At 45.9% G+C, this 24327-nt stretch carries 22 protein-coding genes; 17 read left to right on the forward strand and 5 right to left on the reverse strand.

Features of this window, described 5'->3' with window-relative positions; all coding sequences use genetic code 11:
- Positions 1 to 145: 145 nt before the first annotated feature.
- The 6 genes from M1L23_RS10680 (at position 146) to M1L23_RS10705 (ending at position 8707) form a co-directional block, all read left to right on the forward strand.
- Positions 146 to 1177 carry a Fe(3+) ABC transporter substrate-binding protein gene (locus M1L23_RS10680; RefSeq protein WP_252627355.1) on the forward strand — a complete coding sequence of 344 codons (1032 nt, stop codon included), beginning with the start codon at positions 146 to 148 and terminating at the stop codon, positions 1175 to 1177.
- 7 nt (positions 1178 to 1184) lie between these two features.
- Positions 1185 to 2927, forward strand: a complete 1743-nt coding sequence (locus M1L23_RS10685; protein WP_252627356.1) for an ABC transporter permease — start codon at positions 1185 to 1187, stop codon at positions 2925 to 2927.
- Entirely contained in the window at positions 2914 to 3963 is a 1050-nt protein-coding gene (locus M1L23_RS10690) for an ABC transporter ATP-binding protein (RefSeq protein ID WP_252627404.1), read from the forward strand. Before M1L23_RS10685 ends, M1L23_RS10690 begins: the two co-directional genes overlap by 14 nt.
- A gap of 89 nt (positions 3964 to 4052) precedes the next feature.
- Entirely contained in the window at positions 4053 to 5720 is a 1668-nt protein-coding gene (locus tag M1L23_RS10695; RefSeq protein WP_252627357.1) for an HD family phosphohydrolase, read from the forward strand.
- Between the two features lie 5 nt (positions 5721 to 5725).
- Positions 5726 to 6472, forward strand: coding sequence for a 3',5'-cyclic-nucleotide phosphodiesterase (locus M1L23_RS10700; RefSeq protein WP_252627358.1), 747 nt, complete (start codon positions 5726 to 5728; stop codon positions 6470 to 6472).
- Positions 6473 to 8707, forward strand: coding sequence for a CHASE2 domain-containing protein (locus M1L23_RS10705; protein WP_252627359.1), 2235 nt, complete (start codon positions 6473 to 6475; stop codon positions 8705 to 8707).
- Positions 8708 to 8709: 2 nt separating this feature from the next.
- On the opposite strand, the gene M1L23_RS10710 is transcribed toward M1L23_RS10705, so the two are convergent.
- Both M1L23_RS10710 and M1L23_RS10715 read right to left on the reverse strand, forming a co-directional pair.
- Positions 8710 to 9150, reverse strand: a complete 441-nt coding sequence (locus tag M1L23_RS10710; RefSeq protein WP_252627360.1) for a DUF3429 domain-containing protein — start codon at positions 9148 to 9150, stop codon at positions 8710 to 8712.
- A gap of 14 nt (positions 9151 to 9164) precedes the next feature.
- On the reverse strand, positions 9165 to 10148 hold the full coding sequence (locus M1L23_RS10715) for a calcium/sodium antiporter (RefSeq protein WP_252627361.1): 984 nt from the start codon (positions 10146 to 10148) through the stop codon (positions 9165 to 9167).
- Between the two features lie 159 nt (positions 10149 to 10307).
- On the opposite strand from M1L23_RS10715, the gene M1L23_RS10720 reads away from it, so the two are divergent.
- The gene (locus M1L23_RS10720) at positions 10308 to 10751 is read left to right on the forward strand and encodes a GNAT family N-acetyltransferase (protein ID WP_252627362.1); all 444 of its coding nucleotides are present in this window, start codon (positions 10308 to 10310) and stop codon (positions 10749 to 10751) included.
- A 44-nt stretch (positions 10752 to 10795) separates the two neighbouring features.
- Positions 10796 to 12088 carry an anti-phage deoxyguanosine triphosphatase gene (locus tag M1L23_RS10725; protein WP_252627363.1) on the forward strand — a complete coding sequence of 431 codons (1293 nt, stop codon included), beginning with the start codon at positions 10796 to 10798 and terminating at the stop codon, positions 12086 to 12088.
- A 36-nt stretch (positions 12089 to 12124) separates the two neighbouring features.
- Here M1L23_RS10725 and M1L23_RS10730 read toward each other — a convergent pair whose 3' ends face one another.
- Positions 12125 to 12814, reverse strand: a complete 690-nt coding sequence (locus M1L23_RS10730; protein WP_252627364.1) for a pseudouridine synthase — start codon at positions 12812 to 12814, stop codon at positions 12125 to 12127.
- 104 nt (positions 12815 to 12918) lie between these two features.
- Between M1L23_RS10730 and M1L23_RS10735 the strand changes: the two genes are divergently transcribed.
- Positions 12919 to 13458, forward strand: a complete 540-nt coding sequence (locus M1L23_RS10735) for a lipocalin family protein (RefSeq protein WP_252627365.1) — start codon at positions 12919 to 12921, stop codon at positions 13456 to 13458.
- A 26-nt stretch (positions 13459 to 13484) separates the two neighbouring features.
- Here M1L23_RS10735 and M1L23_RS10740 read toward each other — a convergent pair whose 3' ends face one another.
- Positions 13485 to 15521: an NADPH-dependent 2,4-dienoyl-CoA reductase gene (locus tag M1L23_RS10740; protein WP_252627366.1), complete on the reverse strand. Its 2037-nt coding sequence runs from the start codon at positions 15519 to 15521 to the stop codon at positions 13485 to 13487.
- A gap of 231 nt (positions 15522 to 15752) precedes the next feature.
- Here M1L23_RS10740 and M1L23_RS10745 point away from each other — a divergent pair, with 231 nt between their 5' ends.
- The 6 genes from M1L23_RS10745 (at position 15753) to M1L23_RS10770 (ending at position 21817) form a co-directional block, all read left to right on the forward strand.
- Positions 15753 to 17150 carry an aldehyde dehydrogenase family protein gene (locus M1L23_RS10745; RefSeq protein ID WP_252627367.1) on the forward strand — a complete coding sequence of 466 codons (1398 nt, stop codon included), beginning with the start codon at positions 15753 to 15755 and terminating at the stop codon, positions 17148 to 17150.
- A gap of 95 nt (positions 17151 to 17245) precedes the next feature.
- On the forward strand, positions 17246 to 18100 hold the full coding sequence (gene trxA, locus M1L23_RS15010; RefSeq protein ID WP_252627368.1) for a thioredoxin: 855 nt from the start codon (positions 17246 to 17248) through the stop codon (positions 18098 to 18100).
- A 154-nt stretch (positions 18101 to 18254) separates the two neighbouring features.
- On the forward strand, positions 18255 to 19064 hold the full coding sequence (locus M1L23_RS10755) for an MlaE family ABC transporter permease (protein WP_252627369.1): 810 nt from the start codon (positions 18255 to 18257) through the stop codon (positions 19062 to 19064).
- Positions 19061 to 19828 (forward strand): ATP-binding cassette domain-containing protein, encoded by a 768-nt coding sequence (locus M1L23_RS10760; RefSeq protein ID WP_252627370.1) that lies wholly within the window; start codon positions 19061 to 19063, stop codon positions 19826 to 19828. The genes M1L23_RS10755 and M1L23_RS10760 overlap by 4 nt, the downstream gene beginning before the upstream one ends.
- 8 nt (positions 19829 to 19836) lie before the next feature.
- The gene (locus M1L23_RS10765) at positions 19837 to 20853 is read left to right on the forward strand and encodes an MlaD family protein (protein ID WP_252627371.1); all 1017 of its coding nucleotides are present in this window, start codon (positions 19837 to 19839) and stop codon (positions 20851 to 20853) included.
- Positions 20846 to 21817 (forward strand): tetratricopeptide repeat protein, encoded by a 972-nt coding sequence (locus M1L23_RS10770; protein WP_252627372.1) that lies wholly within the window; start codon positions 20846 to 20848, stop codon positions 21815 to 21817. The genes M1L23_RS10765 and M1L23_RS10770 overlap by 8 nt, the downstream gene beginning before the upstream one ends.
- 21 nt (positions 21818 to 21838) lie before the next feature.
- Here M1L23_RS10770 and M1L23_RS10775 read toward each other — a convergent pair whose 3' ends face one another.
- Positions 21839 to 22183, reverse strand: coding sequence for a zinc ribbon domain-containing protein YjdM (locus M1L23_RS10775; protein WP_252627373.1), 345 nt, complete (start codon positions 22181 to 22183; stop codon positions 21839 to 21841).
- A 136-nt stretch (positions 22184 to 22319) separates the two neighbouring features.
- Here M1L23_RS10775 and M1L23_RS10780 point away from each other — a divergent pair, with 136 nt between their 5' ends.
- Both M1L23_RS10780 and M1L23_RS10785 read left to right on the forward strand, forming a co-directional pair.
- On the forward strand, positions 22320 to 22805 hold the full coding sequence (locus M1L23_RS10780; protein WP_252627374.1) for a hotdog fold domain-containing protein: 486 nt from the start codon (positions 22320 to 22322) through the stop codon (positions 22803 to 22805).
- An 86-nt stretch (positions 22806 to 22891) separates the two neighbouring features.
- Positions 22892 to 24310, forward strand: a complete 1419-nt coding sequence (locus M1L23_RS10785; RefSeq protein ID WP_252627375.1) for a sodium-dependent transporter — start codon at positions 22892 to 22894, stop codon at positions 24308 to 24310.
- Positions 24311 to 24327: the final 17 nt, after the last annotated feature.

Raw genomic sequence — 24327 nt, forward strand, 5'->3', positions numbered from 1 at the left:
GACAGCCTCTAGACACATTACTCCGCTGACTATTAAGCGGAGTAATGTGATCTAAATCAAACATCCCTTAAAAAAGTTAAATGATAATGATTGTCATTTAGACTGGCTTATTTTAGAATTAAGCCAACTAAAGGAGTCGTCTTCCATGAAACCTATTCTCAAAATTATTCTTGTCGTTGCTTTTCTTGCTGGCGTTATTATGCTTCTTACTCCGCGCAATGAAGTTGAGAGCGTTAATATTTATAGTTCGCGTAATGAAGGCTTAATTAAGCCCCTACTTGACGAATTCACCGCTGAAACTGGTATTCAAGTGAACTTACTAACAGGCAGTGGCGACGGCTTACTTACCCGCTTACAAAATGAAGGTCGCAATACGGAAGCAGACTTATTTTTAACCGTCGATGCGGGTGCTTTACACCGGGCTAAAATAGCTGGCCTATTTCAACCTGTTCAATCAGACATTTTAAACCAAGCGTTGCCCAGCAACTTGCGCGATCGCGATAACGAATGGTTTGGTTTAAGTATGCGCGCCCGAACCATTTTTTATGCCAACGAACGCGTTGATCCAAGTGAACTAAGTGACTATTTAGCCTTAGCCGACGAAAAATGGCGCGGCCGTATTTGTGTACGTAGCTCTGATAATCTTTATAACCAGTCGCTGGTTGCTGCCATGATTGCGCATTATGGTGAAGAAATTACTGAACAATGGGCCCGCGGTTTAGTGGCTAACTTTGGCCGTAAGCCTGTAGGTGGAGATCGTGACCAGTTACATGCGGTGGCTTCAGGCCAGTGTGACATTGCTATAGCAAATAGTTACTACTACGGCGGTATGACCGCAAGCGACGACCAAACTAGTATTGACACAATAAAGAAAGTGTCTTTATTTTGGGCGGCCCAAAATGCTGAAGGCACTCATGTAAATGTGAGTGGTATAGGCTTATTACGCCATGCTAAAAATGCCGACGCAGCCATTATGCTCATGGAGTTTTTAGCTAGTGAAGCGTCGCAAGAATGGTATGCCCAAGCGAATCAAGAATTCCCCGTACGAGCAGACACTGAACTTAGCCCAATTTTAGCGAACTGGGGGCCATTTAAAGCAGACCCATTACCTATTAGTGAATTAGGCGAACATAACGCCGATGCCGTTCGCTTAATGAACCGTGCAGGGTGGCGTTAAAAGTAGCATGACCACTGCCACTCGTCGTCATCAACTTAGTATATCGGGGCAGGCTATAAGCCTGCTTCGCAGTTATAGCCTGCCTTTTGTGGCCACTGTTATTTGCTTGCCACTGATTGTGGTTGCCGCGGCATTCTTTCTCGGTCTACTAGGTGCCGAACAACGAGAAACTCTAGCCCATTTATGGCACTTCGTTATTGGTGAGTACATTTGGCATACCTTGGTGTTAATGATTGGGGTGGGCTTACTGGTTACCATGATGGGCGTTAGTGCGGCTTGGTTAACCACCGTATGCGACTTTAAAGGCGTATCTTGGCTGCGCTGGTCTTTATTACTTCCCCTTGCTATGCCCGCTTACATTACTGCATACACCTATAGCGGTATGCTAAGTTTCGAGGGGCCGGTACAAGGTTTGTTACGTGAACTCACTGGCTGGCAGTTTGGTGACTATTTTTTCCCAGATATTCGCTCCTTAACAGGGGCAATTCTGGTGCTAAGCTTTGTGCTTTTCCCCTATGTTTATCTAATTACTCGGGCCGCTTTTATTGAACAATCGCGGGCGGCAATAGAAGCTGCACGCACTCTTGGCTTATCGCCTACCCAAAGCTTTTGGCGTGTGGCGCTGCCCATGGCCCGCCCTGCTATAGCAACAGGCGTAACCCTAGCATTAATGGAAACTTTGGCCGACTACGGTACCGTGCAATACTTTGGCATCACTACTTTTACTACTGGTATTTTCCGTACCTGGTATGGCATGAACGACCAAATTGGCGCCTTGCAGTTAGCCAGCATATTGCTAAGTGCTGTAGTGGTGCTAATGGTTATCGAGCGTATTTCTAGGCGCCAGTCGCAATATCATTCGGCCGGCCGTAGTAAGCATTCTGTACGCCCATTTAAACTGACCGGCTTTAGGGCCGCGCTTGCTTTTGTGGCCTGCTTTATTCCCGTATTGTTGGGCTTTATTTTACCCGCCCTACAATTACTAACTTGGTCGTTTGAACGCTTGCATGTGTGGTTACAGCCCGAATTTATTGCCCTTATTCGTAATAGCCTTATTTTGGCTATTGGTGCTTCCATTATTACCGTGCTAGTTGCCTTGTGGCTTTGCTATGGTAAGCGCCGAATACCTACACCGTTAACTCGTGCCAGTATTAACTTTGCGTCGCTTGGTTATGCAATTCCTGGGGTCGTTATTGCCGTTGGAGTAATAGTTCCCTTTGCCTGGCTAGACAATAAACTTATTTATTTTTCTGAGCGTTTTTTCGATATAAATCCAGGCTTATTACTTTCGGGTACCATTTTCGCCCTATTATTTGCTTATCTAGTGCGCTTTTTGTCGGTGTCTATTCAAACTATTGACAGTGGCCTGTCGCAAATTAGCCGAGCCATGGACGAATCAGGTGAAATTTTAGGTTTGAACAGCCAACAAATTCTGTCGCGCATACACTTTCCGTTACTGAAAACCAGCTTGCTTACCGCTACTATTTTGGTTTTTGTAGATGTGCTAAAAGAATTGCCCGCCACATTAATTTTACGACCCTTTAATTTTAATACTTTAGCCGTGCGTGCATACGAATTAGCGGGCGATGAACGCTTAGCAGAAGCCGGGCCCGCTGCTCTTATGATTGTTTTAGCTGGGCTTATTCCGGTCATATTTTTAAGCCGGGCCATGCAAGCACGCCATAATCGTAATAACCAAGCAGTGGTAACACCAAAAGCTGAGGAGATCTATGAACCTGTTAAAGCTTGATCAGGTCGATGTTGGATTCGGTAAAAGCTCAATTGTAGACGACGTTAGCTTTACCCTAGCAGAAGGCGAAATTGGCTGCTTACTGGGCCCAAGTGGTTGTGGCAAAACCACGTTACTACGCTCTATTGCTGGTTTTGAGCCTGTACGCCGCGGCAGCATTGAAATTAATAGCCGGTTAGTTAGCTCTCCTGCACAGCTTATTCCACCAGAAAAACGTGACGTGGGCATGGTTTTTCAAGACTTTGCTTTGTTTCCGCACCTTACCGTTGCCGATAACATTAGCTTTGGTATTCGTAATGATTCTAGCAGCGAGCAAATTCAGCGAGTGAACCAACTACTCCAGCATGTTGGTTTAGCTGGCTATGGTAATCGTTATCCGCACCAGTTGTCTGGCGGTCAGCAACAGCGCATTGCTTTAGCTCGCGCCTTGGCACCTCGGCCACGAGTGTTGTTACTCGACGAACCCTTCTCTAGCCTCGACGCCGACTTGCGTGAATCACTCGCCACCGAAGTAAGAGGCCTGCTAAAAAGCGAAGGCATTACCGCGTTATTAGTTACCCATGACCAACAAGAAGCCTTTGCCATGGCAGACAAAGCCGGGGTTATGTACCACGGTCGCATGTTGCAATGGGACACTCCCTATGAGCTATACCACGAGCCTACACATCATTTAGTGGCTAATTTTATTGGCCATGGCGTGCTACTACGCGGCACTATTACAGCAGACCAAAAGGTATTTACACCATTAGGTTTACTCCATGGCGACGAAGTGCCTGATAATTCCGCAGGTGAACTGGTAGATGTGTTAGTGCGCCCCGATGATATAATTATTGACGAGGCCAGTGAGCGTCGTGCGGTTATTGTTGGCAAAGGGTTCCGTGGCGCTCATTACTTATATACGGTTGCTTTAGTCGACGGCACCCAAATTTATTGTATGTCGCCTTCTCACCACCAATACAGCATGGGTAGTGAAATAGGCTTACGGCTTAACATTGACCACTTAGTGCTGTTCCCAGCTGGGTTTTGCGAAACCTAAAAACAGCTTCTAGCAATATGCAATAGAAGTGAGTAAGCTTTTTAATACCGTGCTAACCTCTCAGGAAAGCTACTATTAAGGAGTTACTCATGCCAACATCGGCTGTGTCTCATAGCGAAATGGTTCACCGCGTGCAGCGCCTAAACGACATAGGTGTGGCCCTTTCGGCTGAACAAAATGCCGATGTATTATTGGAAACTATTTTGTTAGGTGCGCGTGAATTAACCTGTGCCGACGCGGGTACTTTGTACATGCTCGTAGATGCCCCAGAGCAGCATAAAAGGTTTTTACGCTTTGCTTTAGTGCAAAACGACACCCTTAATATTCATTTTGGTGGTACTGGCGAAACCGTTAATAATAAGTTTCCCGACTTACCGCTTTACCTTGCCGATGGCACTCCAAATGAACGTATGGTGGCAGCTTATGCGGTGTTACATGAAAAAACAATAAACATTACCGACGCATATACGGAAGATGGCTTTGATTTTCAGGGTACGCGCCAATTTGATACTAAAACCGGCTATCGTTCGCAATCGATGCTGGTTATACCCTTAAAAAATCATGAAAATGAAGTTATTGCTGCTATACAGTTGTTAAATAAAAAAGATAAAAACGGCCGTACTGCTGTTTTTACCGACGATGATATGCAACTGCTTTCCTCGCTTGCTTCACAAGCCGCCATAGCCTTAACCAACCGCCAACTGATTGACGACTTGCATACCCTATTTGAAAGCTTTACCCATGTTATAGCTTCAGCGATTGACGCTAAGTCGCCGCAAACCGGTGCTCATTGCCGGCGGGTGCCAGACGCCACGCTTATGTTAGCTAGGGCCGCAAGTCATTCCGGCTACCCTGGGCTGGAAGACTTTAAAATGTCGAAAGCTGAAATGTACGCCCTTGAAATTGCAGCTTGGATGCACGACTGTGGCAAAATTGTTACGCCACCCCATGTTATTGAAAAGTCGAAAAAGCTTGAAACTATTTGTGACCGCATTATAACAATTGAAGCTCGCCTTGAAGTGCTAGTGCGCGAACAACGTATTGCTAAACTTGAAGCTGAAGTTGCTGCTTTAAAGTCTGGCCAAACAATTAACGCAAGCAGGGCTGAAGCCCTTGCCGAACAAGAGCAGTTTTTCCTCGACGCCCTTGAATTTTTGCGCGCCACCAACACCGGTGGCGAGTTCATGCCAGACGAGAAAATAGACCGAGTACAAAGTTTAAGTCAGCTGCATTACACAACCCTAGAGGGTAACTTGCAGCCTTTGCTTAATGCCGACGAGTTAGAAAACCTGTCGATTCGTCGTGGTACCTTAACCGAAGCAGAGCGTCAAATTATGAACGACCACATGGTGCATACTATTAATATGTTGGACCAACTACCTTTCCCAAAGCACTTACGGCAAGTACCCGAATATGCTGGTGGCCATCACGAACGCATGGACGGTAACGGTTACCCCAAGGGGCTTACCCGCGACCAAATGTCTGTACCCGCACGAATAATGGGTATTGCCGATGTTTTTGAAGCACTTACAGCACCTGAGCGCAGCTATAAAGAAGCCATGCCGCTGTCACAAACGCTTCAAATTATGGGGCGTATGGTAGAAAACCACCATTTAGATCCAGACTTATTTAATCTGTTTGTCGAAAAGAAGGTTTACATGAGCTACGCTAAAAAGCATCTAAACCCAGAACAAATTGACGAGTTTAACGTAGCGTTATTACCTGGGTTTAATCCGCAGGTTACAAAACGAGGCTAGCTATTATGAAAATAAAGGTTTTAGGCTGTAGCGGAGGCATTGGCGGCTCATCGGGTAGCACCTGCATACAAATAGGTAATCATATTTTACTAGACGCTGGTTCAGGCCTAGGGGCACTAAGCCTAAACCACATGCGTAACATTAAGCATGTGGTGCTGTCTCATGCTCATATTGACCACATTTGTTCACTACCTACCTTTTTGGCTAATTTGTTTGACTACACCACCGAGCCTGTTACGGTTCATGCCTTACCGGAAACTATTAAAGTATTGCAAGAGTGTGTTTTCAACTGGAAGATTTGGCCTGACTTTACTCAACTACCTAGCCCTGAACAGCCCATTATGGCGTTTAAGCCGCTACAGCCAAGGCAACCTTTTGAACTTGAAGGCTATACCTTTATGCCTTTTGCTGTTGACCATACGGTTCCAACGGTGGGTTATAGCGTAAAAAGCCATAACCATCATTTCGTTTTTGCCGCAGACACTCGCTTAAGTGAAAAGCTAATTCACCAGCTAAATCAGCTTGATCCTATCGACACTTTAATGATTGAGTGTGCTTTCCCCGACCGACTGGCCAAAGTAGCCGTTCAGTCTGGCCACTTAACCCCTATAACCATGGCTGAAACCATTGCCGCAATTAAAGCTCCCCCTAAAAAAATATGGGTAACGCACTTAAAGCCAAGTTATGAAGAAGAATTACGCCATGTGTTTGCTACCACCCCCGCTTACCAACAATGGCTTGTATTAAAATAAATGAGCAACCAGCTTAAACGGTTTTTTTCAGCATCGAAAACACTTCAAGCTATTGTTAGCTTAACTATTATATTTCTACTTACTGGCGAACAAGCTGGGCTTTGGCCTTCTCAAGTACTGCAGCGCCTAGAGTGGCTAACCTACGACGAGCGCGTGGTTGCAACACTGTCTGAACAGCAAGACCCTAGTATTGTCATTGTTGATATTGACGAGTACAGCTTGCAACAAATTGGCCAATGGCCCTGGCCTCGGGCACAAGTAGCGCAACTTATTTTTTCGTTATTTGAAGACTATGGTATTCAGCAATTGGGGTTAGACGTAATTTTTGCCGAAGGCGAAGCTAATTTGCTCGACTTCCAATGGCAGCAATTGCGACAGCAATACCCCCAGCTGCCTGAAGCCGCGGTTATTGCTAGCGGCGACAGTTTACTCAGCCAAGTGCTTATGAGTTACCCTGTTGTTTCTGCTTTTTACTTTGACCAAGCAAAGCATCATGCCAGCTTAACAACTGCCTCTACTGGGGTACTGCCTCCGCCCCTTAACATTAGCAATGACATAGAACAGTGGCAGCAACTTCCTATTCGAGCACCTTCTCGATATACCAGCAATAGCCCTGCAGTACAGTCTTCTGTATTGTCTGGAGGCTTTTTCGATAACCCCATGGTTGACGCCGATGGCGTTTTTCGCCGCGTACCTATAATACAACAATGGCAAAATGAACTATATGGTAGCTTACCACTAGCCATGCTTTATTCTTTGCTTGGCCAACCCCCCATAGAATTAAATGTGTTTTCTGGTGGCGGCCAATTACACCTTGAAGGTGCCGACGTCGGTGGCTTTTATTTCCCTACCGATCCTAATGGTGCTGTACTTGTGCCCTGGGCAGGTCGGCGTGGACACTTTCAATACATTCCCGCCGCCAATGTTTTATTAGGTACTGTCGAACCAGAAGCGCTAGCCGGAAAAATAGTGTTGCTAGGTACCTCTGCACCTGGCTTGATGGATTTACGTTCCACTTCAGTTGGCGGTGTTTACCCCGGCGTTGAAATACACGCTAACGTGCTGGCGGGCATGTTACAAATGAGCTTTCGTTCTGAGCCGGGTTACAGTTTAGCTATTACGGTGCTTGGTTTGCTAATACTGGGCATATTGATGACCTTGTATTACCCGCGCACCCGTGCAATACAACTTATTATTCTTAGTGGTACTTTAATAGCGCTGCACCTGTTGAGTAATTTATATGCTTGGCACAATGGCTTGGTGCTACCGTTAGCTTCTGGGGTGTTGCTTATCGTACTTATGACTGGCTGGCACCTAACCATGAACTTCTGGCGCGAAAGTAACGCTAAGCGTCAAGTGGCTGCACAATTTGGGATGTATATTCCACCCGAATTAGTAGCCAACATTGTTGCCTCGCCTGAAGCGCGTAGCATGGTTGGCCAAGAGAAAGAGCTTACTGTGCTGTTTTCCGATATACGCGGCTTTACTTCTTTCAGTGAAAAAATTCCACCCGCAGAATTAACTGAAGTGATGAACCGTTTACTAACCCCTGTTACTAAAGCAATTCACGCTCACCACGGCACCATCGACAAATACATGGGCGATGCCGTAATGGCATTTTGGGGCGCGCCACTGCACGACGAGCAGCACCCAGTGCATGCCCTACAGGGTGCAATAGCAATGCAGCAGGCGCTTACAGAAATAAACCAAGAGTTTATTCAAGAAGGTAAACAAGCTCTTGCCATGGGCGTTGGTGTACATACTGGCTTAATGAATGTCGGCAACATGGGCTCTGAATTTAGAATGGCTTATACGGTACTTGGCGATAACGTTAACTTAGGTGCACGCCTTGAAAGCCTAACTAAAACCTATAAGGTAGATATTTTATTCAGCGAAGTAACCTATGAGTTAACCAAGCAAAGTGGGTTGTTTTTGGCCCGTAAAGTTGACTATGTAAGAGTTAAGGGCCGCGACACCCCTATAAAAATATATCAGCTAATTGACAATTTAGCGACGGCTACAGCCGCCGACAAAAACAAAGTAGCAAGTTTTGAAAATGCTCTGCTGTTATACGAGCAGCTTCGATTTAATGATGCCTTGGCCGCCTTTATTAAGCACTTAAAACAATGGCCAAATGATACCGTGGCCCGGCTTTATCAAACCCGCTGTCAGGAGTATATTCTTACACCGCCCCCCGAAAGCTGGGACGGTGTTTTTACTCACCAAACAAAATAGCGTTACGCCGTTCTTAACGCCGTCATAATAACTACAAACCAAATAAAATGCGTACCCGCAACCACAAAGGTAATTGGCCGGCGCATACGCTCATACCATGGGGCTGTTACTTGAGTTAAATCGTAGTTAAGCCAAAGCAAATAGCATGCAGCCAACACCGGCAAAGCAATTAGCTCGGGTACAAAAGCCACCACTAACCACGCGGCTAGCGCCGGCGCCATGCACAACACTAACTTCCCTTCTGGCCTGTCGAATTGGCCTGCCATGGCTAAGCCCCAATGTATTCCGCCGAGAAATGACAAAATAACGGCGCTATAAACCAAAAAAGCCTGCAATAACAAGCCTGACCAAAGATTAAACGAGCCCAAAACCGCTGTTGCTATAAAAGGAGTAAGGCCAGCCCAAGCCAGCCTATTCGCAGTTAATTCAAAACTGTTACGCATATTTTCCCTCTGTTTTAAGCAATCACTACACCAACAATAAGCCAGCTAATATAGCTCACATAAATTGCCACAAACACCCCACCTTCTAAACGGTTAATACGAGCGGGACGATGCGGTAGCCAAGACTTAGGCCGCCAAGCAAAAGCTGCTAGCAATAAGGTAAGCACCAGCATCAGTAGCCAGTCACGAGTTATTACTTCACTAGCTACTGTAATTGGGGTAATAACACCGGCCAAACCAACCACCGCGAGCGTGTTAAACAAGTTTGAACCAATTAAATTACCTAAGGCTAGATCATGTTCATTACGGCGCACCGCAACAAGGGCAGCCGCTAATTCTGGCAGCGACGTACCAAGTGCAACAATTGTTAAGCCAATAATAAGGTCATCGACACCTAGCCCGGTGGCTATTTCCACTGCCCCCCAAACAAGCAGCCGAGAGCTTAAAATGAGTAAAACAAGACCCACCACTAGCCATGCAATCGACTGTTTAAGAGATGTCGCTTCACTTAAGTGCCCTTCACTGGTGTCGGCAGCTAGTTTGTCGTCGGTGCCACCATTTTGGCGCACAGTCCACATGAGTACACCTGCAAACACCACTAGCAATATAATAGCGTCTATACGGCTTATTTCTCCGTCGAGTATTTGAAAGCCTGCTAATAAGGTAACACCAAGCAACATAGGAAGTTCGCGCCGCAAAACCCCTGAACTTACGGTCATTGGCAGTAATAATGCACTTAGCCCGAGCACCAAGGCTATATTAGTAATATTAGAGCCAAAGGCGTTCCCTAGGGCTAACCCTGGGTTACCCTGCAAAGCAGCAAAAGCAGACACCACCATTTCTGGCGCAGAGGTGCCGAAGCCGATGACAATCATGCCTATAACCAGTGGGGGAACGCCAAGTACTTTAGACGTATTCGCCGCGCCATCGACAAATTTGTCTGCACTCCATACTAAAAAGATCAGGCCCAAAACGAGCGCCACTATAGGCATGAGCATGTAATATTCCCCTTAATGTTTGTTGTTAAATGTTTTGTGTTTGCTTAGTTCACACCGCTCTGCTGGTGCGGTTAAGTGATTTCTGGCAAAATCCAAGCACTATTTTAGTGTGAACTTACTCGCCGTGCGAGGGGTTTCTTTACAGGCACCGCTATTCCTATGCTTATTCGAACTGCCCGTCAAACCGACATTTCCGCCATTGCCGCTTTAGAGTACGCCACTTACGGTAGCGATGCCTACCCGGCCATGCTGTTCGCTCAGGCTATGTTACAGTGGCCCGAGTTGTGCTTAGTTGCCACCACTGAAACCAACACAGTGTTAGGCTATGCTCTTTATTCGCCGGCTTCAGAGCAAGGTGGTTGTTGGCTGATGTCGTTGTTAGTAAGTGCAGAAAGCCGTGGCCAAGGTGTTGGTCGCGCTTTATGCCAATACGCCCGAAACTATTTACAGCAGCTCGGTTACAGTAAGTGTTTACTGACCGTAGCGCCGAACAATAACACGGGCTTAAAGCTGTATGAAAGCCTCAGCTTTAAACGTGTAGAATATATTGAGCATGCACTGGGCCACAATGAACATCGCTACCTGATGGTTCAAACCCTTTAAAGCAATACCTACTGCAGCGCACACTTTAAGTAAGGAGCCACACCATGCCAACCATTTGGCAGCAACGCCGTTCTAACGAAGCCCCTAGTCGCCCTGGTGATTCTCGTAACCCGTGGCAGCGAGATAGGGCACGCATTCTTCACTCGGCAGCCTTCCGCCGTTTACAGTCGAAAACTCAAATTATGAACGTGGGTGAAAATGACTTTTACCGCACTCGCCTTACCCATAGTTTAGAAGCCTCTCAAATTGGTGCCTCGCTTATTAACCAACTGCAGCATCGTGGCGACACCCTGGCGAAGTCTTTATTGCCCGACGGCAACCTAATGGAAGCCTTGTGCTTGGCCCACGACATTGGCCACCCACCCTTTGGCCATGGGGGCGAAACCGCATTGAATTATAAAATGCTTAGCAGTGGTGGCTTTGAAGGTAATGGCCAAACCTTTCGGATTGTCGGCCGTTTAGAAAGTTACCATGCCAGCCACGGCATGGACCTTACTAGGCGCACCTTACTGGGCCTGCTGAAGTATCCCGTTCTAATGCCGAAGTTAGCAGCGCCCAAGGAAAGCGGCACCCCCACCTCACTGGCTCCTTGGCTGCCAGCTAAAGCGCTTTACCACGCCGACGCAGATATTTTAGATTGGGTATTAGCGCCGCTTTCATGCTTAGATCGCGAACTATTTCAAGCCGTTGAAATACTACCAACGTCACCTTTTCAACGCTCATTACACAAGTCGTTTGATGCGTCTATGATGGAGCTTGCCGACGATATTGCGTACGGGGTACACGATTTAGAAGATGCCGTAGTTACGGGTACTTTAACCAAAAGCAATTGGCACTCGTTTATGGACCAACGGCTACAAAGCCTGCCCGAGCACTTACAAACCCTAATGCAACAGCTACAACAGCAATTGTTTTCTACAGAGCACCACCTACGTAAAAATGCTATTGGTGCCATGGTCAATATATTTGTTACCGCCGTGCAGGTGGTTGAAAGCTTACCGGCCGCAACCGAGCCACTAATACGCTTTAATGTGAATTTACCAGCAGGTGAAGCACAGTTGCTTAGTGCGTTGAAGTCGATAGTGTTTCAAAATGTTATTCATACACCTGAAATACAGCAGTTACGCTATCGTAGTCAGAATATGCTGCTGAATTTATTTAGCGCTTTTCAGTCGGAGCCAACTCGGCTACTGCCGCAGAATTCGCGCCAACGTTGGGAAAGTGCCTTTGCACAAGAAGGACAACAAGGGGCCGACAGGGCTCTTTGTGATTACATAGCAGGCATGACCGACGACTACGCTAGCCACATGTACAAACGTATGTTTGGTATTGGCTAGCTTTTTTCTTAGCCGTTACAGCCGTACACCAGAGCATTAAAACAAGGCAATTTCTTCTGTTGTTAGTGCTCGGCTTTCGCCTGGGGCAAGAGCTGGGTCAAGTTTTAAGCCGCCTACTTGCTCGCGGTGAAGCTGTTCGACCTTGTTGCCAACCGCCGCAAACATGCGCCGTACTTGATGATAACGCCCTTCATGCAGGTGCACTAAAGCTTCCCGCTCATTAATTATTTCCAGCTTTGCTGGGGCGGTTAGCTTTGCTTCACCCCGTAATTGCAAACCTGCAGCAAAGGCAGCTACGTCGGCTTCGGTAAGCGGGTCTGCAAGCCATGCATGATACACTTTCGGACACTGCTGCTTCGGCGCCGTAATACGGTGCGACCACTGGCCATCGTTAGTAATTAGCAATAAGCCTGACGTGTCTAAATCTAGCCGGCCTACCGTATGTAATTTGTCGGGGTTAGGAACGTCTAAATAAGTAAACACCGTTCTATGTAAGGGGTCGTCATTCGCACACACACTCCCTAAGGGCTTATGCATCATTAAATAGGTAGGACCAAGCAATTTTAGGGGAACGTTATTGCAAATGACCAACGCATCTTCAGGCACTTGAAATGCACCTTTTTTGTGTACCACACCGTCAACGGTAACGTCTTCCCGATGAAGTGTTTTAGTTGCTTCTTTCCGGCTCATGCCAGTTGCTTCAGAGAGATATCGATCAAGCCGCATGGGTTTTCCAGTCATCTAAATGTGTATATTGTGCGTAGTGTAACGCAGAAAAGCCTACACTTGCTGTTAGTTTTCAGCGTTTTATTAAGCAAAAGGAGTTATTTATGTTCATCCGTGCGTTACTAACCAAGCTACCCATGGTGTTTTCAGCCATTATTACTGTATCGCTGCTTAGTGGTTGCACTGGCAAAGCCACTCCTGTGGTAAGCCCTGTAGCAAGCCTTAACGCTGAAAGGTATATGGGCACTTGGTATGAAATACTGCGTTTACCCCATAGTTTTGAAAAAAACTTAAGTAAGGTTACGGCAGAATATCGATTAAATGAAGATGGTACCGTAGAAGTGACTAACCGTGGTTTTAACACAGTAACAGGACGCTGGAGTACCGCCATTGGCTTAGCGAAGCCGGTAGAGCAGCTGCCAGCAAGTTTTAGGGTATCGTTTTTCTGGCCTTTTTCTGGTGGGTATTACATTGCTGAATTAGGCTCTAACTACGAGTACGCCGTAATTGTTAGCGACAGCCATGACTACTTTTGGTTATTAAGCCGTACGCCAACCCTCAGCCAAGGCCTTGTCGATGAAGTGACCGCCAAAGCCTATAACTGGGGGTTTGATATTAACGCTCTTATTCGAGTGAAGCATTAGTTTGCCACCAAGCGCCAGCAGCAAGCTTATAAACTTGCTGCTAACACTGCACCTTGCAATATAGCCCGCTTAGCGTCGAGTTCGGCCGCCACATCGGCGCCACCAATGCGGTGTACACTAATACCGGCAGCCGCTAACGGGGCTTCTAAGCTGCGCAATGGCAACTGCCCCGCACACACCACTATGGTGTCTGCTTTAATTAACTGTTGCTCACCATTAATAGATACCTCGATACCTTCAGGTACAATACGTTCATAAGTAACACCAGCAAGCATTGTTACCCCTTTAGCCCGTAATGTATTTCGGTGTACCCAACCCGATGTTTTACCTAAGCCGGCGCCCACTTTGGTTTCTTTGCGTTGCATAAGTACCACTTGGCGGGGGCTAGGATCGGCAATGGCATGCCCTACTGGGTTTGCAACCAATGCTCCGCGCTCTTTGTATTCTTGATCAATACCCCAAATTTCGTGCCACTGGTTAACATTTAAAGTTGGCGACTCGTTGGTGGTTAAATATTCAGCTATATCAAAACCAATTCCACCTGCGCCTATAACCGCCACTTTATTACCTACCGGTTTATGATCGCGCAATACCTCAAGGTAGCCATACACATGGGGTAAGTCGGCACCTTCAATGTCTAGGGCTCGTGGTACAACACCCGTGGCAATAATTACTTCATCGAATTTTCCGGCTTGTAACGATTCAACACTTTGCTTGGTGTTTAAATGCAAGTGTACGCCGGTGTCAATAATGCGGTTTTGGTAATAACGAATGGTTTCATAAAACTCTTCTTTACCTGGCACTTGTTTGGCGTAGTTAAATTGCCCACCAATTTCGCTAGCTTTGTCGAACAAATGCACTTCATGGCCACGTTCAGCAGCAAAGCAAGCCGCCGACAAGCCGGCTGGGCCCGCACCAACCACAGCTACTTTCTTCACCTGTGTTGTTGGGGTCATTACTATTTCTGTTTCATAAGCTGCTAATGGGTTTACTAAACAGGTTGCTCGCTTGTTCTCAAACACATGGTCTAGGCAAGCTTGGTTACAAGCAATGCAGGTGTTAATACGGTCGGCTTGACCGGCTGCTGCCTTTACCACAAAGTCGGGATCAGCAAGAAACGGCCGCGCCATAGACACCATATCGGCTTCGCCTTTAGCTAATATTTCTTCCGCAACTTCGGGGGTGTTAATACGGTTAGTGGCTACAATGGGTACGTTAAGCTCTTGCTTCAAACGTGCCGTAATCCAACGAAAAGCACCACGGGGAACTGAAGTTACGATGGTAGGCACCCGCGCTTCATGCCAACCAATACCGGTGTTAATAATGTTGGCACCTAGTTGTTCAACGGCCTTACCCAGCTCTATAACTTCTTCCAAAGTATTACCGTCTTCTACCAAATCAAGCATCGACAGCCGATAAATAATAATAAACTCTTTGCCAACCGCTGCCCGTACCGCCTGCATTATTTCTTTAGGTAAACGGCTACGGTTTTCAAAACTGCCGCCCCAGTCGTCGTCGCGCTTGTTGGTGCGGCGGCAAATAAATTGGTTAATGAGGTAACCTTCCGAACCCATAATTTCAACGCCGTCGTACCCTGCTTGCTGTGCTAACTTGGCTGCTCGGGCATAATGTTGAATGGTTTTTTGAATTTGCCCAACACTCATAGCGCTGGGTTTAAAAGGTGTGATCGGTGCTTTAATGGCGCTAGGCGCTAAACTAAAAGGGTGATAACCATAGCGCCCTGAATGTAATATTTGCATGCATATTTTGCCGCCAGCAGCGTGCACCGCCCGCGTTACTTTTTTATGCTTCCCCACTTGCAAGCGATTACTTAGCTGACTAGCAAAAGGCGCCAGCCGCCCGCGAAAATTAGGGCTTATGCCACCGGTTACAATAAGGCCAACACCGCCCCGAGCGCGCTGAGCGTAAAACTCGGCTAGTTTGTCGAAGCCACCTTTCGCTTCTTCTAGGCCCGTATGCATAGAACCCATCAGCACCCTGTTTTTTAGTGTGGTAAAGCCTAAGTCTAGTGGCTCTAACATTTTATTATAATGCGTTGTCATAGCTGGTCTCTTTTCGTTTGAACGGTCGATTAGCTTGCTAGCATAGGTCATGCTAAATCTGGTCTAACCTGTTATTAGCACTGTATAGTTTTGCTACTAGCAGGGCAAGTAAGCAACTGGCAATTATTACTATTGAAGCCACATGGGGTTCTAGCCCTTAAGGCTATTCTCGTATAGATTACATAGACAAATAATCGGTTTGGCAATGTTCCGTATCGCGGTGAGGAAAATATGAATACCCCAGCAACGCAAGTTCAGCAAACCCATGAGCGACTTTTCCTTAGCTTTTTAAGCCATAAAACTATGCCACTACAATGGCGACGACATCAGCTTGAGCAACTCGCGCTTATGTTACGTGAGCACGAAGGTAAATTTGCTGCCGCCTTAGCAGACGACTTAGGTAAGTCGGCAACGGAAGCTTGGGTAACTGAAATTGGTTTTCTGCTCAACGATATTCATCACAACATTAAAAACCTAACCAAATGGGCGAAGCCGCGGCGAGTAAGAAGCCCGCTAGCCATGCAGCCCGCCCGGTCTAAATTAACGCCAAGCCCGTTAGGTGTAGTGCTGGTTATGGGGGCTTGGAACTACCCACTACAACTTACCCTAGGACCAGCCATAGCGGCTATTGCGGCGGGAAACTGTGTATACCTGAAGCCTTCCGAAGTGTCACCTGCAACAGCAGCCGTTTTAGCCAAATTACTACCCCAATATGTAGACAACGACTGTATTCAACTTATTGAAGGCGACGCCAGTGTCGCCAGCGAACTGCTTGCACTGCCTTTTAACCATATTTTTTATACGGGTGGTGGCAAAGTTGGTAAAATAGTAATGCGCGCAGCCGCTGAGCATTTAACCCCTGTTAGCCTAGAGCTTGGTGGTAAAAGCCCTGTTATTGTAAGCCGCTATACGGACCTGAAAGCTACTGCTCGCCGTATTGTGTGGGGGAAGTTTATTAATGCTGGGCAAACCTGTATTGCTCCCGACTACATATTGGTTGAAGAGCAGGTTCACGAGCCTTTAGTTGCCGCATTGCAAGAAGCGATTCGGCAGTTTTATGGCGACGACCCGGAAAATAGTAACGACTATGGCCGCATAGTTGCCACCCGCCATGTTGAGCGGTTGGCACAGTTAATAGAGCCCGAGTCGTTGACGGGTGCGACCATTTACGGTGGTGACTATGATCGTGAAACCCGTTACTTTGCACCTACTATTGTTAGCCACTGCCCGCCCGACAGCAAACTAATGACCGAGGAAATTTTCGGCCCTATTTTACCTATTGTAGTAGCGCCCGATTTGCCATCAGCTTTTGCTTTTGTACGCAGTCGGCCTCACCCTTTAGCCTGCTATTTATTTAGCCAAGATATAACCGAGCAACAACAAGCCGAACAATTTATTCAATGTGGTTCCTTATGCATTAACGACACCATTGTATTTATGCTTAACCCTGCTTTGCCCTTTGGCGGCGTAGGGCCAAGTGGTATGGGCCGCTACCACGGCAAGTGGGGCTTTGACACCTTTAGCCATTTAAAGCCAGTGGTAACCCGTTCGTTTAAGCTCGACCTCGACGTTCGTTACCCACCCTTTACTAACTTTAAAACCAAGTTACTAAAAAAGTTGCTGGGCTAATTTAACCCTGAAACCTAACTTAGCGCTTGAAAAATAGCGCTTTGCCCCCATTCTTACAGTATTGATAGTTAAAATATTAGCCAAGAGAGGTTTCTGTGTACGCCACCAATATTGTTGATCTAACTGCTGCAAATGTTCGTGAGGTACTACTCGAGCAATCTACTACAAAAACCATTCTGATTGATTTCTGGGCCGAATGGTGCGAGCCATGCAAACAACTATTACCTATTTTAGAGCGCATTGCTGCCGATTACCCAGACACATTAGTTTTAGCCAAAGTAGACTGTGAAACCGAACAAGAACTAGCTGCCCAATTTCAAATTCGTAGCGTACCTACACTGATGGTGTTTAAAGACGGCCAACCCGTGGACGGCATGGCCGGTGCACAAACAGAACAAGCTATTCGCGACATGTTAAGTAAACATTTGCCACAGCCCGGTGATGAAGCGTTGCAAGCTGCCCAGCACGCATTAACAGCTGAAGACTATGAGGCAGCCTATACGGCCGCTAAAACCGCACTTGATCTTGCGCCAGAAAACAATGAAGCACGCATGGTTCTAGCCGACGCGGCAGCACGTATTGGCCATACAGAACAAGCGAAAGAATTACTGCAACCTCTAACTATGGCTGAACAGGGTAGCCCTTACTACCAGCAAATATTAGCCACCATTCAATTAGCTGAAAGCGCAGCCGACAGCCCCGAAGTGAGAGCATTAGAAGAAGCTTTAGCCAAAGCACCCAACGACTTTGCTTTAATGCAACAATTAGCTGTGCAATATCATGTGGTGAAACGCCATCAGGAAGCCTTAGAGCTAATGTTTAAGATTTTACAGGCAGACTTAAATTACGGCGATGCACGCAAGCAAACACTGGATATGTTAAATAACTTACCCAGTGGCGACCCCTTAGTTGCACAGTACCGCCGTAAATTATATAGCATGCTGTATTAGAAAAGCCGCCTTGCCTAAACTTTAAAGCCTCACTCGCGCATAAAGCCGACCACCCCCTGGTCGGCTTATTCAAATTGTATTTACAGGTTAGCCTTGCTAGATTCATAGCATAATTATAACAATTTCATGTAATGGATATTAGCTGACTGCGCCTATGCTACAACGTATTTTAAACGCTCCAGGACTGATTGGGCGACAAACACTACGGCCGCCGAAATATTTATTCGAGCTGCTACTCTTCACTTTGCGGGCTTTAAACCCAAGGCAGCAGGGTCAAATACGATTAAACCAAGCTTCTTACCGCACCTTGCTTGGCCAACTTATATTTTCCGGAGTCGACGCCTTACCCGTTATTTTTTTATTGGCTTTGGCTTCCGGCTTGGCTATTACCACACAAATAATATTGACCATTCAGCTTATTGGCGACCGCGCTGAAGTTATCGACATTCTGATACGGGTGGTTATTTTTGAGCTTAGTACTTTACTAACGGCTATTCTTCTTATTGGCCGTAGTGGCTCTGCGATAACCGTTGATATTGGCAATATGAAATTAAACCGCGAGTTAGAAGGGTTAGAGATGCTAGGTATTAACCTCAACCATTTCCTGATTACACCACGGGTTTTAGGTACTGGCTTAGCCCAAGCAGTGCTTGCAATTTTCTTTGCCGTTGTAGCCTTAGCAAGTGGTATTGTGGTTTTGGCTTATACGCAAAATGCTGGGTATTTAAGCTACTTGCCTGAAGTAGCTTTCTCGCTACATCCATACGACTTACTATTATTTTTAGTTAAAAACCTATTGTTTGGCGTAATTATTGGCTCTACCGCATGCTTTCACGCACTACGGGTTAGTCAGTCGCGCACCGAATTACCACAACAAACTCAGCAAGCTATTGTAAATAGCCTCACTATTGTATTTGTATTGAACGCTTTGTTTATTGTATTTATGCAGCCGTCATTATTATGAATATGAATTTAGCACCTAATACTCACAGCCCTGCTGCTATAGTTGCAAAGCAACTTGTTCCTGTGCAAAGCAATAATAACATTCAATCTGGTTTGTCGTTACAAACAGCTAAAGGCGAAATCATTTGTTTTATGGGTATCGACAGAAAAGTATTAGACCAATACATTCGTACTTTGGCTGGCATTCACCCTATTGAAAGCGGAACCCTTGAAATATTTCAACAGCCTGTTGAAGAAATACCGGCTAAGGCATGGAGCTCGATTCGAACTAAGCTGGCTTACATTTCACGTGACGCACCCTTATTGTCGGTACTTAACGGCCTAAACAATGTGATTTTTCCTGCGCTTTATCACGGCACTCTGGAACGCCATGCAGCCATTAAAAAAGCCCTGGCTATTTTCACCGAGCTTGAATATTCGGGGAACAACCTTGACTTACCAGCCTTTATGGAACCTATTGATAAGGTTCAGCTCGCCATTGCTCGCGCTATTATGCTCGACCCAACTGTGCTGCTGCTCGATGACCCTTGGTATTCACTCGACCCCCATGACTATTCCAAGTTAAATGATTTTTTTTATCAGTGGGTGAAAAATGGCACTATAATTATGACCACCAGTAATATTAGTTTTGTGCGGAAGTACGCAACAAAAATATATTTTATTGGCCACCAAGAAATATTTGAATTTTCCTCTTGGCCAACCATGTGCCATAGTGAGGTAGAGGAAGTTCGACACTATTTACGTCAATACTCAGAATCGTCGTAAAGGAACTCATGACAGATAAACACACTAAAAAGCCACATTATATTCATCGCATGAGCTATTCTGCACAGGAAAAGCTAGTTGGCGTATTTGTAATTGCAGCTTTGGCTATTTTATTTAGTTTATTTACCATTAATGCCAGTAACCTTCACCTGTTTGAAGACTATATTCATGTGGAGTTACACGTAAAGAATGCGGAAGATATTGCCCTTGATACCCCAGTACGTATTTCAGGCATTCAAGTGGGCCGCGTTGATCGAATCGAAATTACCCCCAAGCACATGGTGAGCATTCGGGTTAAGGTTTTTAGCTCTTATGCCAGCATGCTACGGACCGACTCAAAGCCGAATATTCGCTTGTCGTTATTAGGCCGCAGCAGTATAGAGTTTACCGCTGGCAACCCCGATTACCCCGAACTTGAAAGTGGTACCGTACTTATTGTCGACGAGCCACTTTCAATAGATGACTTAATGGCTCAGCTAACACCCGTATTAGCAAATATTGAACAGTCTATTGCAGACTTTTCAGCCATTGTAGCGGCAATAAACCCAAATGAAATATCTCAGCTTGTTACCAATGTGAATGGTATTACCCACGACTTACACAATTTAACCTCTGCCATAAATAACGGCGAAGGCACCTTAGGCATGCTCATTCATGATCAAGCATTCGCCCTTAATATGCACCAAACCTTAACTAATTTAGAATCGGCAATTGCTACTGCTGAGCTACGTATGCAAGATCTTGGCCCTGTGATTACTGGCTTACAACCCACGGTTACAGAACTAGGCAATGCTGCGCCGCATATATCTGAGCTGTTTCACGAAACAGTTATTATGCTTAGTAAGGTAAATAGTACTCTGACGTCACTAGAGCCCGATGTACAACAACTACCCGAACTAATGACGCGGGTAAATATACTCACGGAACAAGCAAATAGGTTGCTAAACCGAATGAGCCAGAGTTGGATTTTGTCTAGTGGTAAAAACACCGCTGAGCAACAAGTGGAGTTAGTGCCCCATGACTAACCTACTGCGCCAAGGTGTATATGTTTTCCTACTGCTATTAACGCTAACTGCTTGTCGCAGCGCCCCGCCAGCACAACCTTATGCTGCGGAACAAAGTTTTATGTTACTTGAGCAAGGGGTCGAATCGCATCAGCAGGGCCGTTATCCTGAAGCCTTGTTTTTGTTTAAAGAAGCCGCAAACCACTTCCGCAGTATAGATAATCAAACCAAACTATTGCTTGCACTGCTTAACCTAGCTGAAACAGCAGACCTGATTGGCCAACAAGATCTGGCTTATACCACAGCCCATACGGCTAAAGATTTAGCAAATGCCACTGCACAACCTAACCAATATTTACGCGCTAAGCTGTTACTTGCACGCATTCAGTATGAACGAGGTAATGTACCCCACGCGCTTAAATATGCGAATGAACTGATAGCCGACATTCCGCCAACCCAAACAGCACTAACATTTAATGCTTTGGTTTTACGCGCAGAGCTAGAATTGGAAACTGAGCCTACAAGCCAGCAGTGGTTAGCAGCGCTACGCCAGCTCAAGCTAAATCACCCTTTGTATCAAGCTCGAACATTAAGGGTTGAAGCTGCATATTTACTAGCCACTCAGTTAGCTGAAGCCAAAGCCAAACAAGAGCAAGCCTTATCTATTTATCAACAAGCCGCATACCGACCTGGCACTGCCGCGGCGCTAGCGGAGTTAGCACACACATACACGCTACAAGATGACTTTGCTGAAGCCGAAGACGCCATACGGCGCGCGTTGTATATTCGAGTGTGGTTAAATGATAGCCGCCGAACCGGCTTATTATTAGCCCAGCTTGCGAATACTTTGGAACGACAAGAAAAACATTCAAAAGCAGCGCGAGCTCGTAATTTAGCTGGCAAGCTTGAAGCTCAACCTACGCTGATAAGAAGTTCTGGATTTCTAAAGTCGTTAGAAAACGAAAACAGCCGGCACGGAAGTTAATAGTAGCCGGCTTGGTAGCCATTAAGCTTTTTTCACAAACTCAGACTTAAGCTTCATGGGGCCAATACCGTCAACTTTGCAGTCAATGTCATGGTCGCCATCGACTAGCCGAATGTCTTTCGCTTTGGTTCCTACTTTTACCACAAGTGAAGAGCCCTTCACTTTCAGGTCTTTGATCACGGTTACTGTATCGCCGTCGGCCAAGGGTTGACCATGCGCGTCTGTAACAACCTTTTCATTTGCCGCAGCGGCTTCCGCATCGGCAGCAGGGTTCCATTCGTTGGCACACTCTGGACAAACCAACATTAGGCCGTCTTCATAAGTATATTCAGAGCCGCAAGAAGGGCAAGCTGGCAATCCACTCATCATCATTCCTTAAGGTTAAATTGCAGGCTAAACGCCTGTTGCTGTATACCTAGGCTTAACTCTAGGATTTTTACAATTATACCAGTATCCTAAGCCGAATAGTTAAAAAGCCCTTCTAACCACATAGAGACACCCTATGCCCGTGCAGCAAACAGAAAACTACCTATTGAAGATTTATCATAAAATGCTCAAACTGCCTTTTGGTGAGCAATTGTTCTCTTTGTTTTTTGCACGTAAGGCACCTTACTTTAGAACCATTAAGCCGCGCATAACCTTACTTGAAGCGAGTCGTTGCGAACTTACGTTTAAAAAACGTAAAGCAGTGCAAAACCATATTGGCACCGTGCACGCTATTGCTTTATGTAATGGCTTAGAAATGGCCATGGGCGCCGTGGCTGAAGCCTCAATACCCGCGCACTTACGCTGGATTCCCAAAGCTATGAATGTGGAATATACAGCAAAAGCTAGTAGCGACATTCGGGTTATTGCAACCGTGAGCGCCAACGCCTGGCAAGTTGGCGATGTGCCTATTCAAGTTGAAGCACAACGCACCGACGGCACCGTAGCTATTCGTGGTGAAATTATTATTTATGTCTCGGAAAAACCACCAAAGAACGTTTAAGCAGTGGTCGGGTTTGCGCCTTCGCTAGCAAACCTGCTATAAACCATGACTAACATTCTCTTAAAAACAACAAAAACAGGCATATTATGAGTGAAAATCGCGAACACTTTAGCTCCCGTATTGGTTTTATATTAGCAGCTGCGGGCTCGGCCGTTGGTATTGGCAATATGGTCGGCTTTCCGGTAGCTGCTACCAAAAACGGTGGCGGTGCATTTTTAGTTATTTATGCATTGTTCGTGGTGTTCCTTTGTATTCCAATTATGTTAGCGGAAATGGGCTTGGGCCGACGCACCCAATCCGACCCTCAAGGGGCTTACATTAGTATTGCTGGAGCGTCGAGCAAATGGCGTTTTGCCGGTTGGTTAGCGGTTATCACGCCCTTTATGATTGGCGTGTTCTACATGGTAGTAACCGTGTGGATTTTAGGCTACTTGGTGCATGCCCTAACGGGTGGTCTCGACGTTATTGCCGATCCGGAGTACTTCGGTAAGTTTATTAATGGTAACTCGGTGTTTGTTTACCTTATTGCAGTTGCCGCCTTAGTTTATGCCATATTAGTGATGGGCGTGCGCAACGGTATCGAACTCGCTGCCCGCATTATGATGCCTGCACTTTTTGTCATGCTACTGATTATGGTGGTGTTTGTACTAACTCTCGACAACGCCTTTGCTGGGGTTAAGTTTTATTTAGTACCCGACTTCTCTGCCATTAACGGTACTGTTATTAGCGGAGCACTGTCACAAGCATTTTTCTCACTTTCATTAGGTATGGGTATTTTAATTACCTATGGTAGTTATTTACGCAAACACAACGACCTTATTGGCTCTGCTAAACTTGTTGCCATAGCCGACTCTTTGGTTGCCTTTACTGCTGGCTTAATGATTTTACCTGCCATATTTGCCTTAGAGCCAAATACTAACCCAGGCGATTTAAGCGACTCGTCGGTAGCAATGATATTTACCTTCCTACCGAAAATATTTATGGAACTACAAACCAGCATTGGTTATTTCGGTGCCAGCGCTGTGGCTTCGTTGTTTTTCTTATTAGTGTTTTTTGCAGCTATTACTTCATTGGTTTCTATTATAGAAGTGCCTACTGCTACTTTAGTAAGAAAATACAATATGAGCCGTAAAAAAGCGCTTGGCACGCTCGCTCTTACCATGGGTACCTTAACGCTAATAGCTACGGCCTCGTTCGGCATGGTTGATATGTTTACCGACTTTGTTGGTTATGGTGGCAAAAGTAAATCGTTTTTTGATGTGATTGAAGACGTATTTTATCAAACCGTACTGCCTTTTAACGGCCTGCTTATTTGTTTGTTTGTGGTGTGGCACTGGAAACAAGATAAATTTAACGCCAGCTTAGGCGAAGGTAATAGTCGTTTCGCAGGTAGTTTTTTACAGAAGTATATGAACTTTTCATTAAGAACCTTTATTCCAGTTATTCTAGCCGTTGTATTTATAAATACGGTGCTTGATATTTACTTTGGCATGCCACTGTTTTAAGGAACAACTAACTAGGT

This window comes from Aliidiomarina quisquiliarum (assembly GCF_023922585.1).
In the GTDB taxonomy this organism is placed as follows: Bacteria; Pseudomonadota; Gammaproteobacteria; order Enterobacterales; family Alteromonadaceae; genus Aliidiomarina; species Aliidiomarina quisquiliarum.

Coding starts and splice junctions, on each gene's coding strand:
- M1L23_RS10745 (WP_252627367.1), top strand. CDS start 15,753: ATGAATACCCCAGCAACGCAAGTTCAGCAAACCCATGAGCGACTTTTC.
- M1L23_RS10735 (WP_252627365.1), top strand. CDS start 12,919: ATGTTCATCCGTGCGTTACTAACCAAGCTACCCATGGTGTTTTCAGCC.
- M1L23_RS10755 (WP_252627369.1), top strand. CDS start 18,255: ATGCTACAACGTATTTTAAACGCTCCAGGACTGATTGGGCGACAAACA.
- M1L23_RS10710 (WP_252627360.1), bottom strand. CDS start 9,150: ATGCGTAACAGTTTTGAATTAACTGCGAATAGGCTGGCTTGGGCTGGC.
- M1L23_RS10700 (WP_252627358.1), top strand. CDS start 5,726: ATGAAAATAAAGGTTTTAGGCTGTAGCGGAGGCATTGGCGGCTCATCG.
- M1L23_RS10740 (WP_252627366.1), bottom strand. CDS start 15,521: ATGACAACGCATTATAATAAAATGTTAGAGCCACTAGACTTAGGCTTT.
- M1L23_RS10730 (WP_252627364.1), bottom strand. CDS start 12,814: ATGCGGCTTGATCGATATCTCTCTGAAGCAACTGGCATGAGCCGGAAA.
- M1L23_RS10705 (WP_252627359.1), top strand. CDS start 6,473: ATGAGCAACCAGCTTAAACGGTTTTTTTCAGCATCGAAAACACTTCAA.
- M1L23_RS10765 (WP_252627371.1), top strand. CDS start 19,837: ATGACAGATAAACACACTAAAAAGCCACATTATATTCATCGCATGAGC.
- M1L23_RS10780 (WP_252627374.1), top strand. CDS start 22,320: ATGCCCGTGCAGCAAACAGAAAACTACCTATTGAAGATTTATCATAAA.
- M1L23_RS10775 (WP_252627373.1), bottom strand. CDS start 22,183: ATGAGTGGATTGCCAGCTTGCCCTTCTTGCGGCTCTGAATATACTTAT.
- M1L23_RS10695 (WP_252627357.1), top strand. CDS start 4,053: ATGCCAACATCGGCTGTGTCTCATAGCGAAATGGTTCACCGCGTGCAG.
- M1L23_RS10680 (WP_252627355.1), top strand. CDS start 146: ATGAAACCTATTCTCAAAATTATTCTTGTCGTTGCTTTTCTTGCTGGC.
- M1L23_RS10720 (WP_252627362.1), top strand. CDS start 10,308: ATGCTTATTCGAACTGCCCGTCAAACCGACATTTCCGCCATTGCCGCT.
- M1L23_RS10760 (WP_252627370.1), top strand. CDS start 19,061: ATGAATATGAATTTAGCACCTAATACTCACAGCCCTGCTGCTATAGTT.
- M1L23_RS10770 (WP_252627372.1), top strand. CDS start 20,846: ATGACTAACCTACTGCGCCAAGGTGTATATGTTTTCCTACTGCTATTA.
- M1L23_RS10685 (WP_252627356.1), top strand. CDS start 1,185: ATGACCACTGCCACTCGTCGTCATCAACTTAGTATATCGGGGCAGGCT.
- M1L23_RS10785 (WP_252627375.1), top strand. CDS start 22,892: ATGAGTGAAAATCGCGAACACTTTAGCTCCCGTATTGGTTTTATATTA.
- M1L23_RS10715 (WP_252627361.1), bottom strand. CDS start 10,148: ATGCTCATGCCTATAGTGGCGCTCGTTTTGGGCCTGATCTTTTTAGTA.
- M1L23_RS10725 (WP_252627363.1), top strand. CDS start 10,796: ATGCCAACCATTTGGCAGCAACGCCGTTCTAACGAAGCCCCTAGTCGC.